Origin of the sequence: Mycolicibacterium hippocampi (assembly GCF_010723735.1) — a bacterium.
In the GTDB taxonomy this organism is placed as follows: domain Bacteria; phylum Actinomycetota; class Actinomycetes; order Mycobacteriales; family Mycobacteriaceae; genus Mycobacterium; species Mycobacterium hippocampi.
The window spans coordinates 1288223-1304441 of sequence record NZ_BLLB01000002.1; the positions used below are offsets into that span (position 1 = coordinate 1288223).

Genomic DNA, 16219 nt, shown 5'->3' on the forward strand with positions numbered 1-16219 from the left:
CCGCTTGCAATATATTGCATATTGCCAGTGTCATGTTGTCAAGAGGCACTGGTCAGTCGGGTGGGAAGTCGGAGCCGCGGGACAGCGCCTCGTGGGCGCGGATTTCGGTCAGCGAGTCTTCGAGCGTCGCGACGACGGTGTCGAACCCGCCGCTGCCGAGGATCAGCCGTCGGGGCGGCGGGTCCTGGGCCATGGCGGCGATCACCGCACGGACCCCCCGTTGCGGATCGCCGGGCTGGGTGCCGTTCTGTTCGATCATCGCGGCCCGGATCTGCTCGAGCATCGGCCGGTATTCAGCGATGGATTCGGCGACGGGCTCGTCGCCGAAACCGGCGTAGGCGCGGGTGCGGAAGGCCCCCGGCTCCACGGTCATCACCCGAATACCGAGCGGCGCAACCTCATCGCGGAGAACATCGGTGACCGCCTCGACGGCGAACTTCGTCGCGCTGTAGTAGCCGAATCCGGCGACACCGCGCAGCCCCGCCACCGAGGACATGTTGACGATCCATCCACTGCCTCTTGCGCGCATCCCCGGTAGCACCGCCCGGATGACGGAGAGCAGCGCGAAGAAGTTCAGCTCGAACATCGCGCGAACATCGGCGTCGGCCATGCCCTCGATCGATCCGAACCAACCGCGCCCGGCGTTGTTCACCAGAACGTCGATACCGCCGAAGTGCTCCTCGGCCTCTTGTACGGCGGTCTGCACCTGTTCTACATCGGTGACGTCGACGGGCAGGACCAGCACGCGGTCGCCGTAGAACCGGGCCCACGTCTCCAGTTCCGCCGGCCGCCGCACGGTGAGTACCACCCGACCCCCGATATCGAGTGCGGCGTCGGCGTAGGCCATTCCGAATCCACCGGGGGTACCGCCGGTGATGAACCAGGTCTTAGCCGTCATGGTCAGGGCTCGATCACGAGTCGGCTGATCAACTCGCCGTCGAGAGTGAACCGATAGTGCAGGTCGGCCGTCCCGCCCGGGAAGTCGCCTTCGAGGCGCTGTAGGACGTCGATGTGCGCTGGGTCCGTCGTTGTTGCACCGGTGAACTCGGTCGTGAACGTGTACTCACTACCGGCGCTGCCCAGCCAGGTCCTGATTGCGTCCCCGCCGTGGAAGGTGTGGCCCTCGTCTGTCACTTCGGCGTCGTCGGTGAAGGTGCGTACCGCGGTGGCGACGTCACGTGACCGGTGGGCAGTCAGGTACGTCGTCACCACGGTGGGCAGGGCGTTCCAGGTGGCGTTGTCGTTCTCTGTCATACCGCCACCGTCGGCCCTCCCCCAAGGAGAGGGTCAAGGTGGTTTGGTTGCGCTGCCGTCTGATGGGTACCGGTAGAACATGGTGCGCGGCGACGAACTGCTGCATCGGCCGGCGGACCAGCGCGAACGCTGGGCCGACGAGATTCTGGACCGGTTGGCGCCGATCATGGGCGTGCTGGGCATTGTGTTCGTGCTCTTGGTGCTCGGCGAGCAACTGGCGCGCCCGGGACCGCTGTCGACGGTGCTGGCGGTGCTGAGCTGGCTGTTGTGGGCGGTGTTCGCCATCGAGTTCGTCGCGCGGTTGGTGGTGGCGCCCAGCACAACGACGTTCCTCCGGCGCAACTGGTGGCAGGTGATCTTCCTGGTGTTGCCGTTCCTGCGGCTGCTGCGACTGCTCCGAGTCGCGCGGTTGACCAGGTCAGGTCGCGTGTTGGCCGGCGCGGTGCGGGGCAGCCGATCCGCACAGCAGGTGTTGGGGAGCAGGCTGGCCGGTCTCGGGTCGGTGGTGGCGATCACGGTGCTGGGCAGCAGCCAGTTGCTGTACCAGTTCAGCGATTACCCCCGGTACGCCGATGCCTTGCATTCGGCTGCGCTGGGAGCTGTCACGGGTGAGCCGTTGGGGAAACCCGACGGCTTCGCCCAGGTGACCGACGTGGTCCTGGCGATCTTCTCGGTGGTGGTGTTCGGCGCGCTCGCAGGGTTGCTCGGTTCGTTCTTCATCGAGAATCGAAACCAGCACAAGGAGGCCGCCGGTCAGTCGAGTAGCGACCAGACTGCAATTCCTGGAGCCGATGACGGGAATCGAACCCGCGTATTCAGCTTGGGAAGCTGATGTTCTGCCATTGAACTACATCGGCCTTTTCGAACACGAAGGCTAACACCCGGCGGCCACCTGCCGTGAGCTGCCCAGTGTCGAGTTGAGTAGTGCTCTGCCAGCTCATCGAGGAGATGTACGCCCAAAGTACGGTTTGTGATGGATTTCCGTCCAATCCCGTCATAGACCGTGCACTCGCGCGTCTTCGAGTTGCACAGCGATGCGGCGTGTGACCGGTTTACCGCCTGCTCGGCGATTCCCGGCCCGGGTCGGCGGCTACGCTCGTGCCGTGCTGCTCTCTGACCGTGACATCCGCGCCGAGATCCAGGCCGGCAGGCTCGGTATCGACCCGTTCGACGACGGCCTGATCCAGCCCTCCAGCGTCGACGTCCGTCTCGACAACCTATTCCGGGTCTTCAACAACACCCGTTACACCCATATCGACCCCGCCGAACGCCAGGATGATCTGACCTCCCTCGTCGAACCGAAGGAGGGGGAGCCGTTCGTCCTGCACCCGGGCGAGTTCGTGCTCGGGGCGACGCTGGAGCGCTGCTCCCTGCCCGACGACCTGGCCGGCAGGCTGGAAGGCAAGTCCTCGTTAGGCAGGCTCGGTCTGCTCACCCACTCCACGGCCGGGTTCATCGATCCAGGGTTCTCCGGGCACATCACGCTGGAGCTCTCCAATGTCGCGAACCTGCCCATCACGCTCTGGACCGGGATGAAGATCGGCCAGCTCTGCCTGCTGCGGCTGACCAGCCCCGCCGAGCATCCCTATGGAAGCGCGAAAGCGGGCTCCAAGTACCAGAACCAGCGAGGCCCCACGCCGTCGCGTTCCTACCAGAACTTCATCAAATCCAGCTGACCCGGAACGTCACAGCCGAGTCTCGATCACGCGAGTAGGGTCGGGAGGCACCGACGCTCTGCGCATCCGTGCCGTCGCGTTCCGGCCAGATTTTCGTCGCCGTCAGCTAACTGCATCAGGTGTAACGCGTCAGCTGGTCAGGCCGATGAACTATCTAGTTGTCGGCTCGTCGTGCCTGGATGAGCATCGGCGACGAACCAGGCGTAGCAAACATTTTGGAGGGTCAGTGGACATCGTGCTGGGTGTGTCGATGACACCTACGACGGTCCGCATGGTGCTGGTCGAAGGCGAGAACGCCGACGGCGTCACCGTCGACCACGACGTCTTCGACGTCGCTTCGGGAGACGGCACAGCAAACACGGCGGCGGGCCGCCCAATGGACGTCGCCGATCAGGTTTTGGCGGCGGTTCTGGGTACCCGGGAGAGCGCGCAGGCCGGCGGGCATCACCTCAAATCGATCGGTGTCGCCTGGAGCGACCACGCCGAGGCCGCCGCGCTGCGCGATGCGCTGGCCGCCCACGACATCGACGACGTCATGCTGGTCTCCGAGGGGCACGCGGCCTCCTCGCTGGCGCAGGCCGTCGGGCGCGCGGTCGGCTACGACACCACCGCATTGCTGTTCGTCAACCGTGACACCGCGACGCTGTCGGTGGTGCAGACCGACGACGGTTCGGTGGTCAAGGTCCTCAGCCGCACGCTGCACAGCACCGACGCGATGGCCGTGCTGACGGAGATGGCCGAGGCGGTCGCCGCGCAGGAAGCCCCACCGCAGGCCATGTTCGTCGTCGGCTCCGGGGTGGACGTCAGCTCGGTCAAGGCGCACCTCGAACACCTCGTCTCGCTGCCGGTGAGCGCGCCCGAGGACGCGGAGATGGCGCTGGCCCGCGGAGCGGCGCTGGCCTCTGCCGCGGCGCCGGCATTCGAGGCGTCCACCGTGGGCCTGGCGTACTCCCAGGACCCGGACGGCCCCACCGCCGGCTCGGTCTACGCCGGTCTGGCCGGCGCCGACACCCAGCTGGCGCCGGCGGGCGCCGAGCCCGCCGACATGGTCGGCGAGGTCGACGAGTACGCGCAGACTCAGGCGCGGCCCGTCGAGGAGGAGCGCAAGCCGTTCCTGCTCGTCGGCAGCGCGCTGACCTCGATCTTCGTGGTCGGCGTGGTGGCACTGGTCATCTCGCTGGCCGTCAGCATCCGCCCCACGGCCGACCAACGCCCGAGCCCCGCGGAGGCCGTCATCGTGCCGAGCAGTCAGGTTCCGGCGCCGGAACCTGTCCAGGAAGCCCAGCAGCCGGTCGACCCGCCGTCGGCCGAGACGATCAAACCGCCGGTGCCCGTGGTCCAGCAGGCGCCGGCTCAGGCGCCGCGGACGGTGTTCGTCGAGCAGGCCCCCGCGCCTGCCGCGCCCGCACCGGCTCCCGCGCCCGCCGCGCCGCCGCCCGCTCCCGCCCCGGTGGCCCCGCCCCCGGTGGTCGCACCTCCCGTGGTGGTGCCGCCGCCGGTCATCGTGTTGCCGCAACCCGAATGGCCGCGGTGGCAACCGCCGTGGGAGCGGGACGACAACGAAGACGAAGACGCATCCGAGGCTCCGACGCAGACCGCGACTTCCAGGCCGACGACGCCCAGGCCGACGACTGTGGTGCCCACGACTGTGGTGCCCACGACTGTGGTGCCGACGACACCACGACCGACCGTTCCGCAGGTTCCACAACAGTCCCAGTGGCCGTTGCCCGGTAGCGGCTCCGGCTCCAGCGGTGGTCCCGGTTCGGGCTCTTCGAGCAGCAGCAGCGGCCGCGGATCCGGCGACTCGGGCTCCTCGCGCGGCGACTCGGGTTCTTCGCGCGGCGACTCGGGTTCCTCGGGCAGTGGCGTGCCCGGCGACCTCAACGGTGACGGCTGCTTCCTGGTCTTCTGCTCGTCCGACGGTGGCCGCGGCTAGCATTCACCTGCCGTTGGCCCGGCGCTCAGTGTCGCGTAGCGGTCAGCTCATCCCGGCTGCCTAGAGAGGCAGTATGCGATGCACCGTCTTCGGCACCGGCTACCTCGGAGCGACCCACGCGGTGGGAATGGCCGAGCTGGGCCATGACGTCCTCGGTGTCGACATCGACCCGGGCAAGGTCGCCAAGCTGTCCGGCGGTGACGTGCCGTTCTACGAGCCTGGTTTGCGAAAGATGCTGCAGCGCAACCTGAACGATGGCCGACTGCGTTTCACCACCGACTACGCCGAGGCTGCAGAGTTCGCCGACGTGCACTTCCTCGGGGTGGGCACCCCGCAGAAGAAGGGCGAATACGGGGCCGACCTGCGCCATGTCTACGCAGTGATCGACACCCTGGTCCCGCTGCTGCGACGCCCCGCGGTGATCGTGGGCAAGTCCACCGTGCCGGTGGGCACGGCCGCCGAATTGTGCCGGCGCGCCCGCGGCCTCGCCGGCGAGGGGGTCGGCGTGGAGGTGGCGTGGAATCCCGAGTTCCTGCGCGAGGGTTTCGCCATCCACGACACCCTGCACCCTGATCGTATTGTCCTTGGGGTGCAGCAGGATTCGGTTCTCGCCGAAGACGCGATCCGGACGCTGTACGCATCCCTGCTCGACGACGGCGTGCCGTTCCTGCTGACCGACCTGCAGACCGCCGAGCTGGTCAAGGTGTCGGCGAATGCGTTCCTGGCGACCAAGATCTCGTTCATCAACGCGATCTCCGAGGTGTGCGAAGCCGTGGACGCCGACGTCACCCTGCTGGCCGACGCGCTCGGATACGACGCCCGCATCGGTAGGCGATTCCTCAACGCAGGACTCGGTTTCGGCGGCGGCTGCCTACCCAAGGACATCCGCGCGTTCATGGCCCGCGCCGGCGAGCTCGGCGCCAACCATGCGCTGACGTTCCTGCGCGAAGTGGACAGCATCAACATGCGCCGCCGGGTCAAGATGGTGGAGCTGGCCACCAGGGCGTGCGGCGGTTCGCTGCTGGGGGCGAACGTCGCGGTGCTCGGCGCGGCGTTCAAACCCGAATCCGACGACGTGCGTGACTCGCCCGCGCTCAACGTGGCCGGAATGCTGCAGCTCAACGGGGCCACCGTCAACGTCTACGACCCCAAGGCGATGGAGAACTCGCGTCGGGTGTTCCCCACCCTGAACTATTCGACGTCCGCGGTGGAGGCCTGCGATCGGGCGGATGCGGTGCTGGTGCTGACCGAATGGAACGAGTTCGTCGAGCTGCAACCCGAGACGCTGGCGCAGATCGTGCGCGCCAGAGTTGTTGTCGACGGCCGCAATTGCCTCGACGCCGCGCTGTGGCGGCAGGCGGGCTGGCGGGTGCACGCGTTGGGCCGGGCGGAGGGGCCACCGTCGGCGGCGTAGCGTCGCGACCATGACCGTGTACGCGCTGAACCTCTTCGACATCGCCGACCGCGACGAGTACCTGGCCTATTCGAAACGCTCGCCGAAGGAGGTTGCCAGACACGGTGGCCGGGTCGTCGCTCTCGGACAGTTCCGTGAATCGGTCACCGGCGACGTCGAGCCGCGCACCGTGCTGATCCTCGTCGAGTGGGATTCCAAGGACGCTTTCGACAGCTATCGCAACGATCCCGAACTGGCGGATCTGCACGCCCACCGGGAGAACGGCTCGTCGTCCTACATCTGGCATCTCTTCGATTCCTTGGCCGATCTGCGGCCCCTGCTTAAACTCGGGTGATGGCAGTTCATCTGCAGCAGAGAATCCGCTGGCTGGCCCTGCATGGAGTGATCCGCGGAATGTCCAAGGTCGGTGTCCGCCGCACCGGGGACCCGCAGGCCCGGCTGATCTCCGACCCCGCCGTGCGCGCCGATCCCGCCGCGTTCGCCGACGAGCTGCGCGAGCGCGGCCCGATCATCCGGTGCCGCGCGGTCCTGCTGACCTTCGACCATCGGGTGGCCCACGAGCTGCTGCGTTCCGACGATTTCCGGGTGTCGTCGCTGGGTGGCGGACTGCCCCAGCCACTGCGGTGGATCAACGAGAAGACCCATCCCGGGCTGCTGCATCCGATCGAGCCACCCTCGCTGCTGTCGATCGAGCCGCCGGATCACACCCGCTGCCGCAAGCTGGTGTCCTCGGTGTTCACCCCCCGGGCGGTCGCCGCGCTGCGCGATCGGGTCCAGCAGACCGCCGATCAGCTCCTCGACGATCTCGAAGCCGAGTCCCGGGGCGACGGCAGCGACGTCGTCGACATCGTCGAGCGGTACTGCTCGCAGCTGCCGGTCGCAGTGATCAGCGACATCCTCGGCGTGCCCGAGCGCGACCGCCAGCACATCCTGCACTTCGGGGAGCTCGGGGCGCCCGGCCTCGACATCGGGCTGTCCTGGCGGCAGTACATGCAGGTGCATGAGGGTCTGGTCGGGTTCAACAACTGGCTGGGCGGGCATCTGCGGGAGCTGCGCCGCAACCCCGGAGACGACCTGATGAGCCAGCTCATCCAGGCCAGTGAGGACTCGGCCGAGGAGGCCCGGCTCTCGGAGCGTGAACTGCAGGCCACCGCCGGACTGGTGCTGGCAGCGGGCTTCGAGACCACGGTGAACCTGCTCGGCAACGGCATCCGGATGCTGCTGGACACTCCCGGACACCTCGAGGCCCTGTCGGCCCGGCCCGAGCTGTGGCCCACCGCGGTCGAGGAGATCCTGCGGCTGGATTCGCCGGTGCAGATGAGCGCACGCTTCGCCCGAAGGGACGTCGAGGTGGCCGGCACCGCGATCAAGCGCGGTGAGCTCGTCATCATCCACCTGGCCGGTGCCAACCGCGACCCCCAGGTGTTCGACGATCCGCACCGCTTCGACATCGAGCGTGACAACGCGGGCAAGCATTTGTCGTTCTCCGGGGGCCGGCACTTCTGCCTGGGTGCCGCGCTGGCCCGCGCCGAGGGCGAGGTGGGGTTGCGGACGTTCTTCGAGCGCTATCCCGACGCGCGACTGGCAGGAGCCGGCAGCCGGCGCGACACCCGCGTGCTGCGGGGATGGTCAACCCTGCCGATCACGCTTGGCAAGGCGCGCGCCGCGTTAGGTTCATGAGGTGGACTTCCGAGCATCCCTGCTCGAGCAGACTCGAGCCTTCGGTGACCTGATCAGATCGGCGGATCCGGCCACGCCGGTGCCCACCTGCGGAGAGTGGACACTGCGGCAGCTGTTCCGGCATGTCGGCCGCGGAAACCGTTGGGCCGCACAGATCATCAGCGATCGACGCAGCCAGCCGCTCGATCCGCGCGACGTGCGCGACGGCAAGCCGCCGGAGGACGCCGACGCCGCGATCGACTGGCTCGACGACGGCGCACAGCTGGTGATCGACGCGGTCGACCGGGTGGGCTCCGACGCGCGGGTGTGGACGTTCATCGGCCCCCGGCCGGCGGGATGGTGGATCCGGCGACGGCTGCACGAGGCGACCGTGCACCGTGCCGACGCCGCGTTGGCCCTCGACGCCGAGTACGACCTGCCGCCGGAACTGGCCGGCGACGCGCTGAGCGAGTGGCTGGAACGGGCGTGCGTCGACAAGCGCAACGCCGTCGTGCTGGACCGCGGGCAGTCCATCCATTTGCACGCCACCGAGGAGAAGCTGGGCCCGACGGGCGAGTGGACGATCGTCCACGACGGCGACGGCGTGTGGTGGTCTCACAGCCACAGCAAGGGCAGCGTGGCGCTGCGCGGCCCGGTGACCGAGCTCCTGTTGGCCACCGTGCGGCGCAAGACCGCGGCCGAGGCCGGACTCGAGGTGTTCGGCGACACCGCCGTCTGGGACGCCTGGCTGGACAGCACGCCGTACTGAGGGTGCGCACTTCGTCGGAGACGAACATTTGCAGTAGTTTCGCGGACATGACCACATCGGAGATGGCCACCGTTCTAGCCTGGCACGACGCGCTCAACGCCGGGGATTTCGACACCCTGCTGTCGCTGTCCAGCGACGACATCGAGATCGGTGACGCCCACGGCGCCGGCCAGGGGCACGCCGCGCTGACCGAATGGGCCCGCGATCTCGACGGCAAGGCAGAGCCCGGAAGGATCTACGTCCACGACGGCGTGGTCGTCGTCGAACAGCGCATCACGTCCGTGACCGGCGAGACCGGTTCGGCCGCTGCCGCGTTTCGGGTGGTCCACGACCACGTCACGTCGGTGTTCCGGCACGACGACCTGGCTGCCGCGCTGGCCGCGACCGAGCTGACCGAAGCGGATCTGACCGGCTGATGCGCGGGATCATCCTGGCGGGAGGGTCGGGCACCCGGTTGTATCCCATCACGATGGGTGTCAGCAAGCAGCTGGTGCCCGTCTACGACAAGCCGCTGATCTATTACCCGCTGTCCACGCTGATGATGGCGGGCATCCGCGACATCCTGGTGATCACCACGGCGCAGGACGCTCCGGGATTTCACCGGTTACTCGGTGACGGTGCCGATCTCGGCATCAATCTCAGTTACGCCGTCCAGGATGAGCCGGACGGTCTCGCGCAGGCTTTCGTGATCGGCGCCGACCACATCGGGAACGACTCCGTGGCACTGGTGTTGGGGGACAACATCTTCTACGGCCCCGGCCTGGGCACGAGTCTGAGTCGATTCCAGAACGTCAGCGGCGCAGCGATTTTCGCGTACTGGGTGGCGAACCCGTCGGCCTACGGGGTGATCGAGTTCGGCGCCGACGGCACGGCATTGTCACTGCAGGAGAAGCCGGCCGCCCCCAAGTCGCACTACGCGGTGCCCGGTCTGTACTTCTACGACAACGACGTCGTGGACATCGCGCGGTCGCTGCGCAGGTCGGCGCGCGGCGAGTACGAGATCACCGAGATCAACCATACCTATCTCGACGCGGGCCGGCTGTCGGTCGAGGTGCTGGCCCGCGGCACCGCCTGGCTGGACACCGGAACCTTCGATTCACTGCTCGACGCCAGCGACTACGTGCGCACCATCGAACGCAGGCAGGGCTTGAAGATCAGCGTCCCCGAGGAGGTCGCGTGGCGGGTCGGCTTCATCGACGACGACACGTTGGCCGCCAGGGCGCAGGCGCTGCTCAAGTCCGGGTACGGCGCGTACCTGCTGGAGCTTCTGGAGCGCTGACTGTCAGTGCATCCCGGCGAGCACCTTGTCCAAGGTGACCGGCAGGTCTCGGACCCGGACGCCGGTGGCGTGGTAGACGGCGTTCACGACGGCGGCGGCCGCACCGACGATGCCGATCTCGCCGGCGCCGCGTGAACCCATCGGGTTGGAGTGGTCTTCGACCTCATCGAGCCAGATCGCGTCGACGTCCATCACGTCGGCGTGCGCGCTGATGTGGTACTCGGCCAGGTCCTGGGTCACCACGTGGCCGAACCGCGGATCGCGGACGCTGTCCTCGTGCAGTGCCATCGACTGGCCCATGATCATCCCGCCGATCAGCTGGGAGCGCAGGGTGCGCGCGTTGATCGCCCGGCCCACCGAGAACACGCCGAGCATGCGCGGTATCCGGACCTCGCCGGTGTCGCGGTTGACGTGCGCCTCGACGAAGTGCGCGCCGAACGACTGCACGGTGACCTCGTCGTCGCCGGGGTTCTCGGGAGCCTGCGCCAGGGTCGTCGCCCCGACGGCGGGTGGGTCGCCGTGGTCGCGGCGGAACCGGCGGGCCGCGCCCACGATCGCCGACCCCCACGACGTGATGCCCGTCGAGCCCCCGGCTACCGAGGCGGGGGGCAGGTCGGTGCTGCCGATCTGCAGGTCCACCGCCGGGAGGTCACAGCCCAGGGCATCGGCGGCGATCTGCGACAGCGTCGTCCACGTGCCGGTGCCGATGTCGGCTGCTCCGATCTCGACCAGGTAGCGGCCTTCGGCGACGTAGCTGATGCGGGCGGAGTTTCCGGGCATGGCCATGCCGGGGTAGGTCGCGGCGGCGACGCCGGTGCCGGTGTACCAGTCACCGACGAGCCGTCCGGCGGGCCGCGGGTCGCGTGACGACCACTCGAACCGCTCGGCCCCGGTTCGCAGACATTCCACGAGATGGCGACCCGACCACGGCTTGCCGGTCTCCGGGTCCACCGCGGGGTCGTTGCGGATCCGCAGTTCGATCGGGTCGACGCCGCAGGCGACGGCGAGCTCGTCCATGGCGACCTCCGCGGCGTAGGTGCCGGGGCACTCGCCGGGCGCCCGCATCCAGAAAGGTACGGGTACGTCGAGTGCGGCGAGCCGGTGTGATGTCCGACGGTTCGGGGAGGCGTACATCTTGCGTGACGTCACCGCGGTCTGCTCGGCGAATTCCTTGACAGCAGACGTCTGTTCGATCACATCGTGGGCCAGCGCGGTGAGCCGGCCGCCGCGGTCTGCACCCAGTCGCAGTCGCTGGATGGTCGGGGTGCGGTAGCCCACCAGGGAGAACATCTGTTGACGGGTCAGCGCCAGCTTCACCGGCCGCCCTTGTGCGCGCTGGGCGGCCATCAACGCCAGCACATCGTGGGCATGCGGGGCACCCTTGGAGCCGAACCCACCGCCGACGTGCGGTGCGACGACGCGCAACTGTTCGGGTTCCAAACCGAAGAGCGGCGCGAGGGTCTTGCGCACCACGTGCACACCCTGCGTTGAGTCGTACATCGTCACGGCGGGGGAGCCGTCGCCGGCGCTCCATGTCGCGATGCAGGCGTGCGGTTCCATCGGGTTGTTGTGCTCGATCGGAGTGGTGTAGGTCTGGTCCACCGTGACCTCGGCGGCGGCCAGCGCCGCGTCGACATCACCGTCGTCGGAGTCCGGGGGGTACGACGGGTTGACCGACTCGGGGGTGTAGAGCGCGGGGTGGTTTCGGCGTAGCTCAGCATCGTGGGGTTGGTCGATGTACTCCGCTTCAAGCAGTGCTGCTGCGTGTCTGGCGATTTCGGCGGTTTCGGCGACCACACCGCCGATGATCTGACCTCGGAAGTGCACTCGGTCGTCCTGCAGGATGGCGAGTTCTCCGTCCGAGGCGTCCGCCAACTCGGGCGCGTCGAACACCGTCAGCACGTCGAGGACACCGGCGACGGCGCGGGCCGCGGTGGTGTCCATGGAGACCACCCGTCCGCGGGCGGTGGTGGCCTGCACCGGATGCAGATACGCGGGGTTGTCAACCTGTTGCTCGAACGCATACGGCGCCGAACCGGTGACCTTCGCGCGGCCGTCGCGCCGGGCGACGGATGTGCCGATGGTGCGGGGTTCCAGCAGTGTCATCGTGCACCCCGCTCGGTCAGCATGCGAAGCTGCGCGGTCAATGTGCGGTGGGTCAGTTCGATCTTGAATTCGTTGCCGGGCAACGGTTTCGCAGCCGCGAGCTCGGCGTCGGCGGCCGCGGTGAACACGTCCTCGGTGGGCTGCGCCCCGACCAGTACCTGTTCTGCAGCTCGGGCACGCCATGGCTTGTGTGCCACCCCGCCCAGCGCGATCCGGGCAGTGGCGATCTCGTCACCGGTGAAACTCAACTCGGCGGCCACGGAGACCAGCGCGAACGCATAGGAGGCCCGGTCGCGGACCTTGCGGTAGTCCGATACCGCGCCCGTCGGTGGGGGCGGCAGCTCCACGGCGGTGATCAGTTCGCCGCGGTGCAGCACGGTGTCCCGGTGCGGTTCGTCATCCGGCAACCGGTGGAACTCCGAAGCCGGGATCCGGCGGGCACCGTCGGCGCCCTCGACCACCACCACCGCGTCGAGTGCCGCCATGGCGACCGCCATATCCGACGGGTGTACGGCCACACAGTCCGGCGATGCCCCGAGGATCGCGTGGTAACGCACGTATCCACCGAGTGCCGAGCATCCGCTGCCGGGGGCGCGCTTGTTGCACGGGGTCGTGATGTCCTGGAAATAAACGCATCTCGTCCGCTGCAGCAGGTTCCCGCCGGTGGTGGCCGCGTTGCGCAGCTGGCCCGACGCGCCCGACAGCAGCGCGCGGGCCAGCATCGGGTACTGGGCCCGGATGAGCGGATGGGCGGCCAGGTCGCTGTTGCGCACGTTGGCTCCGATGTGGACGCCGCCGTCGATAGGGGCGATTTCCGAGAGGTCGAGACGGCTCACATCGATCACCAGTTCCGGTTCGGCCACACCGAGTTTCATGTGGTCGACCAGATTGGTGCCGCCGGCGAGATAAACCGCACGGGGATGTTCGGCCAGCGTCGCCACCGCATCGTCGATGCTGGTGGCGACGTGATAGTCGAATGGCTTCACCGGCCGGCCACCCGCTCGATCGCGGCGACGATGTTCGGATACGCCGCACACCGGCACAGGTTGCCGCTCATCCGTTCCCGGATCTCTTCGTCGGTGAGCTCTGGCGTGGCCTCCAGGTCGTCGCTGACGAAGCTCGGCGCCCCCGATTTCGCCTCGTCCAACATCCCGACGGCCGAACAGATCTGGCCGGGTGTGCAGTAGCCACACTGGAACGCGTCCTCGTCGTGGAAGGCCTGGGCCATCGGGTGCAGCTCCTCACCCTCCCCCAGCCCGGCAGCGGTGGTGATCCGTGCGCCGTCGGCGGCGACCGCGAAGGTCAGGCAACTCGTGACCCGACGACCGCCCATCAGGATGGTGCACGACCCGCACTGGCCGTGGTCACACCCCTTCTTCGGTGCCGTGGCACCCAAGCGTTCGCGCAGGGTGTCCAGAAGGGTGATGCGGTTGTCGACGGTCAGCGAATGTCGGTGGCCGTCGACCTCGAGGGTCACTTCAGAGGTGTGATCGGGCTGGGTCACGGACCGCGGATACCCTCGCGGTCCACCACCAAACCCGGGTGCTCAGTGAGTCGCCCGATTCGGCGTTGCCAGCAGCGCAGCGATACCGGTGGTCAAAGGCACCGACAGCGCCAGCGCGATTCCGCCCACCGCGGACCGGGCGATCTCGATCGCCACGCTCTCGCTGGTCAACACGTCGCCCAGCGACCGGTTGGCGACGCTGAACAGCAACAGCAGCGGCAGCGCACTACCCGCGTACGCCAGCACCAGCGTGTAGACGGTGCTGGCGATGTGGTCGCGACCCACCCGCATCGCCCCCACGAACACGTCCCGCCGGGACGCGCCGTCACCGACCGCGGCCAACTCGAACGCGGTCGAAGCCTGGGTCACGGTGACGTCATTGAGCACACCGAGCGAGCCGATGATGAACCCGGCCAGCAGCAGACCGGTGATCGACACGTTGCCCAGGTAGGCGGCCACCTCGTTGTTCTGGTCTTCGGACAGCCCGGTGAGATGGGCGAACTCTATTGCCCCCCAGGACAGGAACGCCGCCAGCAACAGCGAGGCCAACGTTCCCAGCAGGGCGGCACTGGTCCGCAGGCTCACCCCGTGGGCGAGGTAGATGACCGCATACAGGATCGCGGCGGACGCGACCACCGCCACCGGCACGGCGGGTGCGCCGTCGCGAAGTGCCGGGAGCAGGAACAGCACCAGCACGCCGAACGCGATGACGATGCCGACCAGGGCGCGCAGCCCGCGCCAGCGGGCCACCGCGACGATCACCACCGCGAACACCGCCGCCAAGGCCGCCAGCGGCCACGACCGCGCGAAGTCGTAGAACGCGTACGTGGTTGCGCCGCCCTCGTCGACCGTCCGGCTCAGGCGGACCTCGTCGCCGACGGCGAGGCTGGGCTGGCCGGGCCCGCCGCTGAACTCGAGCAGCGTGTTGGCGCCCTGGTTGGGGCCGGAGTCGATGGCCACCAGGTTCAGCACGCACGGCGCGCCATCCTGCTGGGTGGGGACGGGATCGGCGGTGAGCACCGCGCCTGCCGCCGGGCTCCCGCAGGCCCCGGACCTGCTGGACAGCACGTGCCCGGCCTCGGTGGTCACCGCGCCGCCTGCAGCGTTCTGGAACGGCAGCGGGATGTCGGCCTTCTGGCCGCTGGGCCACAGCAGCGCCGCGCCGACCAGCGTCGCGACACCGCAGGCGATCAGCAACCCGACGACGATCTTGGCGGCCAGTGGCCCGAGCGGCGACGGACCGCTCAGCGAATGCGAGTGCGAATGTGAGTGGGCCACCCCGACAGGGTATGGGTACCGCCGGTCAGGCCGTCACTGCCGGTAGCTGACCAGGAAGTTGCCCAGTCGTTCGATGGCGTTGGCCAGATCGCGCGCCCACGGCAACGTCACGATCCGCAGGTGATCCGGTGTCGGCCAATTGAAACCGGTGCCCTGGGCGACCAGTATCTTCTCCTGCAGCAGCAGGTCCAGCACGAGTTGCTCGTCGTCGGCGATGTCGTAGACCTCGGGGTCCAGCCGGGGGAACGCGTACAGCGCGCCTTCGGGTTTCACGCACGACACCCCGGGGATCTCGTTGAGCCGGGTCCACGCCACGTCGCGCTGCTCCAGCAGCCGGCCGCCGGGCAGCACCAGGTCCTCGATGCTCTGGTGCCCGCCGAGGGCCACCTGAATCGCGTGCTGTGCAGGCACGTTCGGGCACAGCCGCATGTTGGCCAGCAGGCTGATGCCTTCGATGAAGCTGGTGGCGTGCTCCTTGGGTCCGGTGAGGACCAGCCAGCCGGATCGGTAGCCGGCCACCCGGTAGGCCTTGGACAGCCCGTTGAACGTCAGTGTGAGGACATCGGGCGCGACGGTCGCGAGCGCGATGTGCTCGGCGTCGTCGTAGAGGATCTTGTCGTAGATCTCGTCGGCGAGCAGCATCAGCTCGTGCTTGCGGGCGAGGTCCGCGATCTGGGTGAGGACTTCGCGGGTGTACACCGCGCCGGTGGGGTTGTTCGGGTTGATCACCACGATCGCCTTGGTGCGTTCGGTGATCTTGGATTCCAGGTCCGCGATGTCGGGCTGCCAGCCCTGGGTCTCGTCACACAGGTAGTGCACCGGGGTGCCGCCGGCCAGTGACGTCGATGCCGTCCACAGCGGGTAGTCCGGCGCCGGGATGAGCACCTGGTCGCCGTTGTCCAGCAGAGCCTGCAGCGTCATCGTGATCAGTTCGGAGACACCGTTGCCCAGATACACGTCGTCGATGTCGAACCGCGGGAACCCGTCGACGAGTTCGTAGCGGGTGAACACCGCGCGGCGGGCGCTGACGATGCCCTTGGAGTCCGAGTAGCCCTGCGCATACGGCAGCGCCGCGATGATGTCGCGCATGATCACGTCGGGCGCCTCGAAGCCGAACGGCGCGGGGTTGCCGATGTTGAGCTTCAGGATGCGGTGGCCCTCGGCTTCCAGCCGCGACGCATGCTCGTGGACCGGTCCGCGGATCTCGTACAGGACGTCCTGCAGCTTGCTCGACTGCGTGAACGTGCGCGGCCGGCCGTGCTGGCCGGTTGCGTGCCACGGCAACTGATGGGTGCTCACGAAGATCAGTGTCCCACCGGCGTCCAGCGATTATCGAATCCGCCG

The 16219-nt window shown here is 68.2% G+C and carries 15 protein-coding genes and 1 tRNA gene; 8 read left to right on the forward strand and 8 right to left on the reverse strand.

Annotation, left to right across the window (positions count from 1 at the left end; translation table 11 throughout):
• Positions 1–52 precede the first annotated feature (52 nt).
• From G6N53_RS07240 to G6N53_RS07250, 3 genes are all read right to left on the reverse strand, one after another.
• Positions 53–898, reverse strand: a complete 846-nt coding sequence (locus G6N53_RS07240; protein ID WP_163887859.1) for an SDR family NAD(P)-dependent oxidoreductase — start codon at positions 896–898, stop codon at positions 53–55.
• A gap of 2 nt (positions 899–900) precedes the next feature.
• A complete protein-coding gene (locus tag G6N53_RS07245) occupies positions 901–1254 on the reverse strand; it encodes a nuclear transport factor 2 family protein (RefSeq protein ID WP_163887860.1) in 354 nt (117 codons plus the stop codon).
• Positions 1255–2037: 783 nt separating this feature from the next.
• Positions 2038–2111: transfer RNA gene (locus G6N53_RS07250), tRNA-Gly, on the reverse strand.
• A 246-nt stretch (positions 2112–2357) separates the two neighbouring features.
• On the opposite strand from G6N53_RS07250, the gene dcd reads away from it, so the two are divergent.
• The 8 genes from dcd (at position 2358) to rfbA (ending at position 9987) form a co-directional block, all read left to right on the forward strand.
• The gene (gene dcd, locus G6N53_RS07255) at positions 2358–2930 is read left to right on the forward strand and encodes a dCTP deaminase (RefSeq protein WP_163887861.1); all 573 of its coding nucleotides are present in this window, start codon (positions 2358–2360) and stop codon (positions 2928–2930) included.
• Between the two features lie 226 nt (positions 2931–3156).
• Positions 3157–4866, forward strand: a complete 1710-nt coding sequence (locus tag G6N53_RS07260) for a DUF7159 family protein (RefSeq protein ID WP_163887862.1) — start codon at positions 3157–3159, stop codon at positions 4864–4866.
• 73 nt (positions 4867–4939) lie between these two features.
• Positions 4940–6280 carry a UDP-glucose dehydrogenase family protein gene (locus G6N53_RS07265; RefSeq protein ID WP_163887863.1) on the forward strand — a complete coding sequence of 447 codons (1341 nt, stop codon included), beginning with the start codon at positions 4940–4942 and terminating at the stop codon, positions 6278–6280.
• 10 nt (positions 6281–6290) lie between these two features.
• Positions 6291–6614: a DUF1330 domain-containing protein gene (locus G6N53_RS07270; protein WP_163887864.1), complete on the forward strand. Its 324-nt coding sequence runs from the start codon at positions 6291–6293 to the stop codon at positions 6612–6614.
• A complete protein-coding gene (locus G6N53_RS07275; RefSeq protein ID WP_163887865.1) occupies positions 6614–7960 on the forward strand; it encodes a cytochrome P450 in 1347 nt (448 codons plus the stop codon). Before G6N53_RS07270 ends, G6N53_RS07275 begins: the two co-directional genes overlap by 1 nt.
• A 1-nt stretch (position 7961) precedes the next feature.
• Positions 7962–8708: a maleylpyruvate isomerase family mycothiol-dependent enzyme gene (locus G6N53_RS07280; RefSeq protein ID WP_163887866.1), complete on the forward strand. Its 747-nt coding sequence runs from the start codon at positions 7962–7964 to the stop codon at positions 8706–8708.
• Positions 8709–8755: 47 nt separating this feature from the next.
• On the forward strand, positions 8756–9124 hold the full coding sequence (locus G6N53_RS07285) for a nuclear transport factor 2 family protein (RefSeq protein ID WP_163887867.1): 369 nt from the start codon (positions 8756–8758) through the stop codon (positions 9122–9124).
• Entirely contained in the window at positions 9124–9987 is an 864-nt protein-coding gene (gene rfbA / locus G6N53_RS07290; RefSeq protein ID WP_163887868.1) for a glucose-1-phosphate thymidylyltransferase RfbA, read from the forward strand. The genes G6N53_RS07285 and rfbA overlap by 1 nt, the downstream gene beginning before the upstream one ends.
• A gap of 3 nt (positions 9988–9990) precedes the next feature.
• Here the strand turns inward: rfbA and G6N53_RS07295 are convergent, their stop codons facing one another.
• From G6N53_RS07295 to G6N53_RS07315, 5 genes are read right to left on the reverse strand one after another with little or no spacing between them, the layout of a single operon-like run.
• Positions 9991–12093 (reverse strand): xanthine dehydrogenase family protein molybdopterin-binding subunit, encoded by a 2103-nt coding sequence (locus G6N53_RS07295; RefSeq protein ID WP_163887869.1) that lies wholly within the window; start codon positions 12091–12093, stop codon positions 9991–9993.
• Complete coding sequence (locus G6N53_RS07300) at positions 12090–13079, reverse strand: FAD binding domain-containing protein (protein ID WP_163887870.1); 990 nt, start codon at positions 13077–13079, stop codon at positions 12090–12092. Before G6N53_RS07300 ends, G6N53_RS07295 begins: the two co-directional genes overlap by 4 nt.
• A complete protein-coding gene (locus tag G6N53_RS07305) occupies positions 13076–13597 on the reverse strand; it encodes a 2Fe-2S iron-sulfur cluster-binding protein (RefSeq protein ID WP_163887871.1) in 522 nt (173 codons plus the stop codon). The genes G6N53_RS07300 and G6N53_RS07305 overlap by 4 nt, the downstream gene beginning before the upstream one ends.
• 42 nt (positions 13598–13639) lie before the next feature.
• Entirely contained in the window at positions 13640–14875 is a 1236-nt protein-coding gene (locus G6N53_RS07310; RefSeq protein WP_163887872.1) for a YibE/F family protein, read from the reverse strand.
• Positions 14876–14908: 33 nt separating this feature from the next.
• Positions 14909–16174 (reverse strand): pyridoxal phosphate-dependent aminotransferase, encoded by a 1266-nt coding sequence (locus G6N53_RS07315; protein WP_371870808.1) that lies wholly within the window; start codon positions 16172–16174, stop codon positions 14909–14911.
• Positions 16175–16219 lie beyond the last annotated feature (45 nt).

Excerpts from the sequence above, each read along its gene's own strand:
- rfbA (WP_163887868.1), top strand. The coding sequence starts at position 9,124 with ATGCGCGGGATCATCCTGGCGGGAGGGTCGGGCACCCGGTTGTATCCC.
- G6N53_RS07295 (WP_163887869.1), bottom strand. The coding sequence starts at position 12,093 with ATGACACTGCTGGAACCCCGCACCATCGGCACATCCGTCGCCCGGCGC.
- G6N53_RS07285 (WP_163887867.1), top strand. The coding sequence starts at position 8,756 with ATGACCACATCGGAGATGGCCACCGTTCTAGCCTGGCACGACGCGCTC.
- G6N53_RS07240 (WP_163887859.1), bottom strand. The coding sequence starts at position 898 with ATGACGGCTAAGACCTGGTTCATCACCGGCGGTACCCCCGGTGGATTC.
- G6N53_RS07270 (WP_163887864.1), top strand. The coding sequence starts at position 6,291 with ATGACCGTGTACGCGCTGAACCTCTTCGACATCGCCGACCGCGACGAG.
- G6N53_RS07265 (WP_163887863.1), top strand. The coding sequence starts at position 4,940 with ATGCGATGCACCGTCTTCGGCACCGGCTACCTCGGAGCGACCCACGCG.
- G6N53_RS07275 (WP_163887865.1), top strand. The coding sequence starts at position 6,614 with ATGGCAGTTCATCTGCAGCAGAGAATCCGCTGGCTGGCCCTGCATGGA.
- G6N53_RS07245 (WP_163887860.1), bottom strand. The coding sequence starts at position 1,254 with ATGACAGAGAACGACAACGCCACCTGGAACGCCCTGCCCACCGTGGTG.